The organism is Streptococcus sp. ST14 (assembly GCF_046098195.1).
Taxonomy (GTDB): Bacteria; Bacillota; Bacilli; order Lactobacillales; family Streptococcaceae; genus Streptococcus.
Map to the genome: position 1 here is coordinate 1 of NZ_JBJUSF010000043.1, position 9,947 is coordinate 9,947.

Genomic DNA, 9,947 nt, shown 5'->3' on the forward strand with positions numbered 1-9,947 from the left:
ATCATCATAAGTTAATTTCATAATAAAAACACCCCAAAAGTTAGATTTTTTCTGTCTAACTTTTGGGGTGCAGTTCATTTCAGACGTTTATGTTTTGTCATCCTTGCCGATGAAAGCTGATAAACAGCTAGAATCCAGAAATCGTGGTTCTGGATTTACAGTGAGTTTGACAAAAGCTTTAACACCACCTTCAGGCTGGGAAGTTCAATATAGTCGTACTGCGGGCACTGCTACAGAAATTAATGCTTCACAATGGCTCACAGCAGATCAAGTGTCGGATTGGTCAGAGATTCGTGCAGTTCGTTGGCATTCGACTGCTCCGGTTGCTGCTGGAAGTAGGATTCAGTTTCCTATTGATGGAGCAGTTATCGGGCAAGATACTGCCCCAGGTGCTACGGCTTATCTTTCTTCGGCACTGGCAAATGGCAGTTCCAAGTACACTGAGTCCAATAATGTTTCAATCCAAATGTCTACCAAACTGTCATCTGCAAGTTTTACCTTTGTGGATATAAACGATCCGTCTAAGGAAGTACAACTAGGACAGGTAGACACAGTTGTAGGAAAACCAAACGGACCAATTTCTTATGATCCTGCTCGTCGAATTAAGGAATTGGAAGATGCAGGATATGAACTGATCAGTAACGATTTTACAGATCATACCTTTGGTGATTCGGCTAGTCCAAAACAATTCAAGTTTCAGTTTAGACACAAGATTACAGAACTAACCGAAACTGTTCGTGGAACTCGCGAGGTTGATTTTGAATATCTCAAAAAAACAAACCATTCTGATTTATCACTCCTTCCTCCAAAACATGTTGAGACTCATTCGTTTACTCGCACGAAGAGAATTGACCAGGTTTTGGCGAAACGGCAACCAAATGATGCGACAGCTGGTGTGACATACTCAGCCTGGTCTGCAGACCAAACTTGGTCTCAAGTGATTTCTCCTGAAATTCCTGGCTATTATCCAAGAGAGGATATTGATGCAAACACAATGTCGGGAGAAGGAGCTCTCTATGAATATTTAATGAACGCGGATGATCCTAGAGATGAAGAGTTGGAAAAGGAATTTACCTGGTATCGGGTGGTGTATTATGTTCCGCTTCCAGTTGTCCCTTCAGCAAGTGCAGCGAAATCTAAAGGCATTCAAGGGCAGAAGCAGGCAGCAACGATTCACTTTGATGACGATAGAGCAAGCGAGAGCGAGGTTCACTTTACAAAAGGGACAACAACCATTAATGGAGCAAAGAAATCCGTTGAACTAGTCCAAAGCAGTGTCTTTCTGTATGATGAGAATGGGCAAAAGGTAACTTCGCTAACCATTGCCGACCAAGGGACGTACGATTTAGATCTTGTAAATAAAACAATTGTCTTTACTCCGCTGAAAACCTTCTATGGTCCAGCAACTCCAGTTCAAGTTGGAGTGGTGGATAAAAATGGAGAGTCGGCTGTCACGACCTATACCCCAGTTGTTGAGAAAGTAACACCAACAGGTTCAGGTGATAAGACAGAAGGCCTTCAAGGTCAGGTTCAAGAAGGTAAAGTGACTTTCACCCCAGGTCATGACTTGGTTCCATTCCCAGCTGAATCAACTCCACTATTTGACAATGGTACAACTGTGAAGGAAGTGCCAAATGTTGGTAAGTTCGAAGTGGACGCAGACAGCAAAGTGACCTTCACCCCAGATAAGCAGTTCAAGGGTGAAACACCAGAGCTTGAATTGACTCGTGTGGACGCCAACGGAACTCCAGTTACCGTTAAGTACCAAGCGGTGGTGAAAGAAGTCAATCCTACAGGAACGAACGCAACCAGCACAGGTCCTCAAGGTGTCCCACAAACCGGTACCCCAATCTTCCAAGGTGGTGATCCACTGGTTCCAATCGATGAAACGGTAGAGCCAACTTTTGAAGATGGCAGCAAAGAGAAGACGATTCCGGGTCAAGGAACCTACACGATTGCACCAGATGGAACTGTAACCTTCACTCCAGACAAGCAGTTTGTCGGAAACCCAGATCCAGTCACAGTCAAACGTGTAGATAAGAACGGAACAGAAGTCACTGCGACTTATACCCCAACAGTGACTAAGGCAACACCAACCAGCACTAACGCAACCAGCACAGGTCCTCAAGGTCTTCCACAAACCGGCACCCCAACCTTCCAAGGTGGCGATCCACTGGTTCCAATTGATGAAACAGTCGAGCCAATCTTCGAAGATGGCAGCAAGGAGAAATCTATTCCAGGTCAAGGAACTTACACGATTGCACCAGACGGAACTGTAATTTTCACTCCAGATAAACAGTTTTTCGGAAACCCAGATCCAGTCACAGTGAAACGTGTAGATAAGAATGGCACCCCAGTCACTGCAACCTACAGTCCAGAGTTTACTAAGGTGACTCCTACAGGAACTGGCGCAACGAGCACAGGTCCTCAAGGACTTCCACAAACAGGCACTCCAAGCTTCCAAGGTGGCGACCCATTGGTTCCAATTGATGAAACAGTTGAGCCAACCTTCGAAGATGGAAGCAAAGAGAAGTCTATTCCGGGTCAAGGAACCTACACGATTGCACCAGATGGAACTGTAACTTTCACGCCAGACAAACAGTTTGTTGGAAACCCAGATCCAGTCACAGTCAAACGTGTGGATAAGAACGGTACCCCAGTCACTGCGACTTATAGTCCAGAGTTTACGAAAGTGACACCAACTGGAACAGGTGATAAGACAGAGGGTCTGCAAGGTCAAGTGCAAGAAGGTAAAGTGACCTTCACTCCAGGCCATGACTCAGTTCCATTCCCAGCTGATTCAACTCCACTATTTGACAATGGTACAACTGTGAAGGAAGTGCCAAATGTTGGTAAGTTAGAAGTGGACGCAGACGGTAAGGTGACCTTTACTCCTGATAAACAGTTCAAGGGTGAAACACCAGAACTTGAATTGACTCGTGTGGATGCCAATGGCACTCCTGTTACTGTCAAGTACCAAGCGGTGGTGAAAGAAGTAACTCCTACAGGAACTGGTGCAACCAGCACAGGCCCTCAGGGTGTTCCACAAACAGGAACTCCAACCTTCCAAGGTGGCGATCCATTGGTTCCAATCGATGAAACAGTTGATCCAACCTTCGAAGATGGAAGCAAAGAGAAATCTATTCCAGGTCAAGGAACCTACACCATTGCACCAGACGGAACTGTAACTTTCACTCCAGATAAGCAGTTTGTAGGTAGTCCAGATCCAGTTACAGTGAAGCGTGTGGATAAGAATGGCACCCCAGTCACTGCGACCTATACCCCAACAGTGACTAAGGTAACACCAACCAGCACTAACGCAACCAGCACAGGCCCTCAGGGTGTTCCACAAACGGGCACTCCAAGCTTCCAAGGTGGTGATCCACTGGTTCCAATCGATGAAACAGTTGAGCCAACTTTTGAAGATGGCAGCAAAGAGAAGTCTATTCCAGGTCAAGGAACTTACACGATTACACCAGATGGAACTGTGACCTTCACTCCAGACAAACAGTTTGTAGGCAAACCAAATCCAGTAACGGTTAAACGCGTGGATAAGAATGGTACCCCAGTCACTGCAACCTACAGTCCAGAGTTTACTAAGGTGACTCCAACAGGTTCAGGTGATAAGACAGAAGGTCTGCAAGGACAGGTCCAAGAAGGTAAAGTGACCTTCACTCCAGGCCATGACTCAGTTCCATTCCCAGCTGATTCGACTCCACTATTTGACAATGGTACAGCTGTGAAGGAAGTGCCAAATGTTGGTAAGTTCGAAGTGGACGCAGACGGTAAGGTGACCTTCACTCCTGATAAACAGTTCAAGGGTGAAACACCAGAACTTGAATTGACTCGTGTGGATGTCAACGGAACTCCTGTTACTGTCAAGTACCAAGCGGTGGTGAAAGAAGTAGTTCCAACCAGCACTAATGCAACCAGCACAGGTCCTCAAGGTGTCCCTCAAACAGGCACCCCAACTTTTCAAGGTGGTGATCCACTGGTTCCAATCGATGAAACAGTCGAGCCAACCTTCGCAGATGGAAGCAAAGAGAAGAACATTCCAGGTCAAGGAACCTACACGATTGCATCAGACGGTACAGTGACCTTCACACCAGACAAACAGTTTGTTGGAAACCCAGATCCAGTCACAGTCAAACGCGTAGATAAGAATGGCACCCCAGTTATTGCGACTTACAGTCCAGAGTTTACGAAAGTAACCCCAACTGGTTCAGGTGATAAGACAGAGGGGCTTCAAGGACAGGTCCAAGAAGGTAAAGTGACCTTCACTCCAGGCCATGACTCTGTTCCATTCCCAGCTGATTCAACTCCACTATTTGACAACGGTACAACTGTGAAAGAAGTGCCAAATGTTGGTAAGTTCGAAGTGGATGCAGATGGTAAGGTGACCTTCACCCCAGATAAACAGTTCAAGGGTGAAACACCAGAGCTTGAATTGACTCGAGTGGATGCCAACGGCACTCCTGTTACCGTTAAGTACCAAGCGGTGGTGAAAGAGGTGACTCCAACTGGAACCGGTGCAACAAGTACAGGTCCTCAAGGACTTCCACAAACTGGTACTCCAAGCTTCCAAGGTGGTGATCCATTGGTTCCAATCGATGAAACAGTAGAGCCAACCTTCGCAGATGGCAGCAAAGAGAAATCTATTCCAGGCCAAGGAACTTACACGATTGCATCAGATGGAACTGTAACTTTCACCCCAGACAAACAGTTTGTCGGAAACCCAGATCCAGTTACAGTCAAACGCGTAGATAAGAACGGCACCCCAGTCACTGCGACTTACAGTCCAGAGTTTACTAAGGTGACTCCAACTGGTAAAGATACTTCTTCAGTTAACATTAAGGGTCTTGTTCAAACAGGTACGCCAACATTTGAAGGTGGTAATCCGCTTGTTCCAATCGATGAAACAATAGAGCCAACCTTTGAAGATGGATCAACTGAAAAAGTGATTCCAGGTGAAGGGACTTATGTAATCTCACCAGACGGCACCGTCACCTTCACCCCAGAAGCTAATTTTGTAGGAAAAGGAACAGGCGTAACGATTGTCCGCAAGGATAAGAACGGTACTCCAGTTACTGCAAGCTATCGCCCAACAGTTGTAGATCCATCTACTGGTCATGATACGGCTTCTACAGGAGCAAAAGGCCAACCACAAGTGGCAACACCAACGTTTGAAGGACATATTGATTCGACTGTACCACCAACCTTTGAGGATGGTAGCACGACTATGGTTGTTCCGGGTGAAGGAAGCTATACAATTGATAAAGATGGTAAGATTACCTTTACTCCAGAACCAGACTTTGTTGGTACAGCTAAAGGATTGGTTGTGAAACGTTTGGATGTGTATGGAAATGTAGTTACTGCTCGCTACACACCAACTGTCCTTGGACAAACACAAGTGAGTGATGCGACATCAGAAGGTCTTAAAGGTCAAACTCAGACTGGTAAACCAAACTTTACAGGTGATGTCGATCTGACAGTTCCGCCAACCTTTGAAGATGGAACAACTGAAAAAGTCGTTCCAGGCGAAGGAACTTATGTAATCTCACCAGATGGCACCGTCACATTTACCCCTGAGGCAGACTTTGTAGGACAAGCCAAAGGTGTGAAAGTGATCCGTAAAGATCGCAATGGAAATATCATTTCAGGATTCTATACTCCAACAGTAGTAGAGCTTCCAGAGCAAGTGAAGCCGTCTGATAAAAAAGAACTTTCAGTACCTGATTTGAAACCAGATCAATTGACTCAAAACATCTCTGTAGAAAAAAATCAACTTCCAAATACAGGAAGTCAAGAAGATGGTTTGAAAAATCTAGGAATTCTGATAGCCCTAGCAGGTGCCATGACACTTGGATTGCTAGGTAAAAAGAAACGAAACGATGAATCAGACTAATCATTTTTAAGAACCGAGAAATCGGTTCTTTTTTATGACATTTGTCATATTTCCTAGTGACAGAAGCATCTAGCTCCGCCAACTTCAAAAGTCTATAATTGAAGTATGAAATGGAGGAAGAAGAAATGAAAAATAAAATGATTGTCGCAGTGAGTTTAGTAGCAGCAGGAGTTATGACCTATCTCATGTTTTCAGGATTGGACGAGGGTTTCTACCATTTTCCTTGGGAGCTCTTTGCTGGCTTTGGAATGATGTCTTGGCTTGTCAGAGAAGGTTTGAAATTGGTCAGAGATGTGAAAAAGGAGTTTGAGGAATGAAAAAAGCAATCATCTATTTCTTTATCGGCCTGTCACTCTTGGTATGGTTAGTGGAAATGTTTACTGGTTGGTTTGACCAAACCTTGTTTCGCCAATTCATTCGTGGTGCCTGGGGTTTTGGATTTATGATTTTCGTCGTTTTCCCTATGGGAATGAAGTGGTTGAAAGGAGAATCTCATGACTGTGATTAAAGTTGAGAAATTAAGTAAGAAGATAAAAGACAAGGAGATCTTGCGGAACATCTCCTTTGAAATCAACGATGGTGAATGTGTCGCCTTGATCGGGCCTAACGGAGCAGGAAAAACAACCTTGATTGATTGTCTCTTGGGCGACAAGTTCATGAGCTCAGGTCAGGTCGCCATTCAAGGATTTGCGCCAACAGATCCTCGATTAAAGCAGCTTATTTCTGTCTTGCCTCAAGAAAATACGGTGGTTCAAGACTTGAAAGTGAAAGAACTCTTATCCTTCTTTCAATCAATCTATCCAAACAGTCTTTCAGACAAAGAAATTGATGACTTGCTAAGATTCTCAGACAAGCAGAAAAATCAGTTAGCGGGCAAGCTGTCTGGTGGGCAAAAACGTTTGTTCTCTTTTGTGTTGTCTTTAATAGGTCGTCCAAAAATTCTATTTTTAGATGAGCCGACTGCTGCAATGGATACCTCTACACGTCAGCATTTTTGGGAAATTGTCAATCAGTTAAAGCAAAATGGTGTCACCATTGTCTATTCTTCTCACTATATCGAAGAGGTAGAGCATACGGCTGACCGCATTTTGGTCCTCCACAAGGGTGAATTGATTCGCGATACGACGCCTTATGCTATGCGTGGTGAAGAACAAGAAAAACACTTTACGGTACCACTAACTTATCAGGAAGTTATCAGCACTTTGGACCAGATTCAAGAGCTTGAAATCAAGCAAAATGCTCTTTCCTTCACAACCAAAGAAGCCAGCCAGGTATGGAAAGTCTTGCAAGAACAGGGCTGCATGATCGAAGAAATTGAAGTTCGCAATCGAACTCTCTTAGACAGTATCTTCGAAACGACTCAAGACTAAAGGAGATTGACGATGAAAAATATGACAAGTCTCATGAAAGTGGAAATCATTCTGATGAAACGGCAAGCAGTCTACTACTTGCTATCCATCGGACTTCCAAGTGTGTTTTACCTTATCTTTTCTGGTATGATGTTAGGGTCAGATATTCCAGAAATTGCTCTTCAAGCCTATCTTTTTGCCATGACGCTCTTTAGTATCATGTCAAGTGCTTTTTTCAGTATCCCAAGCACACTCGAGTCTGATAAGACGAACAACTGGCAAAAATTGATTCAACATTCTCCTGTTTCTATGGTAGAATATTATGTATCAAAACTGTTCAGCACTCTGCTAACTTTCTTGTTATCAATTATAGTTGTCTTTTCAGTAGGTCATTTTGTCCGCGGGGTTACTCTACCTTGGCTTGACTGGTTGGTGATTGGAGTTATGTTGCTGGTCGGAAGCGTGGTCTTTATCAGCATGGGGGTCTTGGTGAGCTTGCTTCCTAGTGCTCAATTGATGACGGTTATTGGAAATATTGCCTATATTGCTTTGGCTGTCCTAGGTGGACTCTGGTTCCCTTTGAGTTCCTTCCCAGAATGGCTCCAATCCATTGGAAAACTGACCCCAACCTATCAACTGATGCAGGTTGTCTCGACTTATTTGGAGCATCACGAGTTTAACATTCTTGCTGCCTTGGTTGTACTAGGTTATACAGTTTTCTTTGGTGTACTGGTAATCCAGCTGAAAAAACGGATTGAGGTAAAATAAATCTATGTTGGAAAAATTTAAAAACATTCATTATATGTTTCATATTTCAATTGTGTTTATCATCTTTCCTATAGCGGGTGTTATCGTTGGAGATTACCCGCTTTTAACCTTGCTATGGACCCTACTATTTGTACTTGCCTTCTATTCGGTTTTAGCCAGTCAGAGTCGCACTGTGCTGTGGATGGCTTGGTGGATCATGCTTGCCTACATTTTTTATACATCGGTTTGGCTGAGTTCGGGTTTCACCTGGTTTATCTTCTATTTATCCAATCTCCTTATTTATGAGCTGGATGAGATTTCTTTTCACTCTTGGCGTTTTGTCAGTTTTGTTGTCTTGCAACCGTTCATTCTGACCGGAATCTATATGGTCAATCATGTTAGTCCCTGGGACCTCCTCTTTTTCTTGGTGACCTTTATCTTTTCCGATGCACTGACCTTTGGTCTTTATCGAATTCGAGTGTCGGAGGAAATAAAAGAAGAAAAGATGAAACAAAATGCTAAGCTTAATCTTTTCTTGGCTGAAAATGAACGCAATCGTATCGGTCAGGATCTCCATGATAGTCTAGGTCATACCTTTGCTATGTTGAGTGTGAAGACGGACCTTGCCCTCCAACTTCTTCAGATGCAGGCTTATCCACAGGTGGAAAAGGAATTAAGAGAAATACAGCAAATTAGCAAAGAATCAATGCGTGAAGTTCGAACCATTGTGGAAAATCTTAAGTCTAGAACTTTGACATCAGAACTAGAGACTGTGAAAAAGATGTTAGAAATTGCTGGAATTGGGGTGGAAATAGCTAATCAACTAGATACAGCTAGCTTAACTCAGGAATTGGAGTCAATGGCTTCCATGATTTTACTTGAGTTAGTGACCAATGTCATCAAACATGCTAAAGCGTCTAAAGTCTACTTAAAATTAGAACGGACAGAGAAAGAACTCATTCTAACAGTGAGAGATGATGGCTGTGGCTTTCCTTCTATAAAGGGGGATGAGCTCCATACAGTTCGAGATCGTGTTCTTCCATTTTTGGGAGATGTAAAGGTGATCAGTCAGAAGTGTCCAACAGAAGTGCAAGTACGACTACCTTATAAGGAGAGAAACTAAGATGAAACTACTTGTTGCAGAAGACCAAAGTATGTTGCGAGATGCCATGTGCCAGTTGCTTGCCTTTCAAGCGGATGTGGAGTCTGTCTTACAAGCCAAGGATGGGCAAGAAGCAATCCAACTCCTAGAAAAGGAGTCTGTCGATATCGCCATCCTTGACGTAGAAATGCCTGCTAAGACAGGCCTCGAAGTCTTGGAGTGGATACGAGCAGAAAAGCTAGAAACAAAGGTGGTTGTGGTGACAACCTTCAAGCGCCCTGGCTATTTTGAACGCGCGATTAAGGCTGGAGTGGATGCCTATGTCTTGAAAGAAAGAAGCATTGCAGACCTCATGCAAACCTTGCACACTGTTCTCGAAGGACGCAAGGAATATTCGCCTGAATTGATGGAAGTGGTGATGACGCACCCCAATCCGTTGACAGAACAAGAGATTGCTGTCTTAAAGGGAATCGCTCAGGGCTTATCCAACCAAGAAATTGCAGACCAACTCTATCTATCAAACGGAACCGTCCGAAACTATGTCACCAATATTTTTTCCAAGTTAGATGCAGGCAATCGAACAGAGGCAGCCAACATCGCAAAAGAATCTGGTTGGCTTTGATAAGAAGGGTTAAAAAATTCCGAAATGACAACTTGAATCAAAGGAAAACCATACTAGAAAGGAGGAGGCAAATTGTCTCCTTTTCTGGTTTAGAAAAGCGGTGAAAGCTAGTGTCAAAGAGTTAAAAGATCAGAATAAAAATGAAGTAAGTGGTAAGAGTTTTTAGAAAATCAAATAATTCAATATTTTTAGGAGAACAGAGAAATCTGTTCTCTTTTTTGT

General features: G+C 43.6%; 7 protein-coding genes and 1 pseudogene. All 8 read left to right on the forward strand.

Annotation, left to right across the window (positions count from 1 at the left end; translation table 11 throughout):
• Positions 1–466: 466 nt before the first annotated feature.
• A pseudogene (locus ACIY19_RS10400) lies at positions 467–649 on the forward strand (mucin-binding protein); the annotation flags it as partial.
• Between the two features lie 378 nt (positions 650–1,027).
• Positions 1,028–5,905, forward strand: coding sequence for a hypothetical protein (locus tag ACIY19_RS10405; protein ID WP_409003361.1), 4,878 nt, complete (start codon positions 1,028–1,030; stop codon positions 5,903–5,905).
• A 110-nt stretch (positions 5,906–6,015) separates the two neighbouring features.
• Positions 6,016–6,222 (forward strand): hypothetical protein, encoded by a 207-nt coding sequence (locus ACIY19_RS10410; protein WP_000390701.1) that lies wholly within the window; start codon positions 6,016–6,018, stop codon positions 6,220–6,222.
• Positions 6,219–6,413 carry a hypothetical protein gene (locus ACIY19_RS10415; protein WP_007520695.1) on the forward strand — a complete coding sequence of 65 codons (195 nt, stop codon included), beginning with the start codon at positions 6,219–6,221 and terminating at the stop codon, positions 6,411–6,413. Before ACIY19_RS10410 ends, ACIY19_RS10415 begins: the two co-directional genes overlap by 4 nt.
• Complete coding sequence (locus ACIY19_RS10420) at positions 6,400–7,275, forward strand: ABC transporter ATP-binding protein (protein ID WP_045617712.1); 876 nt, start codon at positions 6,400–6,402, stop codon at positions 7,273–7,275. The genes ACIY19_RS10415 and ACIY19_RS10420 overlap by 14 nt, the downstream gene beginning before the upstream one ends.
• Positions 7,276–7,287: 12 nt before the next feature.
• Complete coding sequence (locus tag ACIY19_RS10425) at positions 7,288–8,022, forward strand: ABC transporter permease (RefSeq protein ID WP_061598051.1); 735 nt, start codon at positions 7,288–7,290, stop codon at positions 8,020–8,022.
• Between the two features lie 4 nt (positions 8,023–8,026).
• Positions 8,027–9,124, forward strand: a complete 1,098-nt coding sequence (locus ACIY19_RS10430) for a sensor histidine kinase (protein ID WP_409003359.1) — start codon at positions 8,027–8,029, stop codon at positions 9,122–9,124.
• Position 9,125: 1 nt separating this feature from the next.
• Positions 9,126–9,725, forward strand: a complete 600-nt coding sequence (locus ACIY19_RS10435) for a response regulator transcription factor (protein ID WP_409003360.1) — start codon at positions 9,126–9,128, stop codon at positions 9,723–9,725.
• Positions 9,726–9,947 lie beyond the last annotated feature (222 nt).

What these genes read in the sequence shown, in the direction of transcription:
- ACIY19_RS10405 (WP_409003361.1), top strand. Translation starts at nt 1,028, where the DNA reads ATGAACGCGGATGATCCTAGAGATGAAGAGTTGGAAAAGGAATTTACC.
- ACIY19_RS10410 (WP_000390701.1), top strand. Translation starts at nt 6,016, where the DNA reads ATGGAGGAAGAAGAAATGAAAAATAAAATGATTGTCGCAGTGAGTTTA.
- ACIY19_RS10415 (WP_007520695.1), top strand. Translation starts at nt 6,219, where the DNA reads ATGAAAAAAGCAATCATCTATTTCTTTATCGGCCTGTCACTCTTGGTA.
- ACIY19_RS10420 (WP_045617712.1), top strand. Translation starts at nt 6,400, where the DNA reads ATGACTGTGATTAAAGTTGAGAAATTAAGTAAGAAGATAAAAGACAAG.
- ACIY19_RS10425 (WP_061598051.1), top strand. Translation starts at nt 7,288, where the DNA reads ATGAAAAATATGACAAGTCTCATGAAAGTGGAAATCATTCTGATGAAA.
- ACIY19_RS10430 (WP_409003359.1), top strand. Translation starts at nt 8,027, where the DNA reads ATGTTGGAAAAATTTAAAAACATTCATTATATGTTTCATATTTCAATT.
- ACIY19_RS10435 (WP_409003360.1), top strand. Translation starts at nt 9,126, where the DNA reads ATGAAACTACTTGTTGCAGAAGACCAAAGTATGTTGCGAGATGCCATG.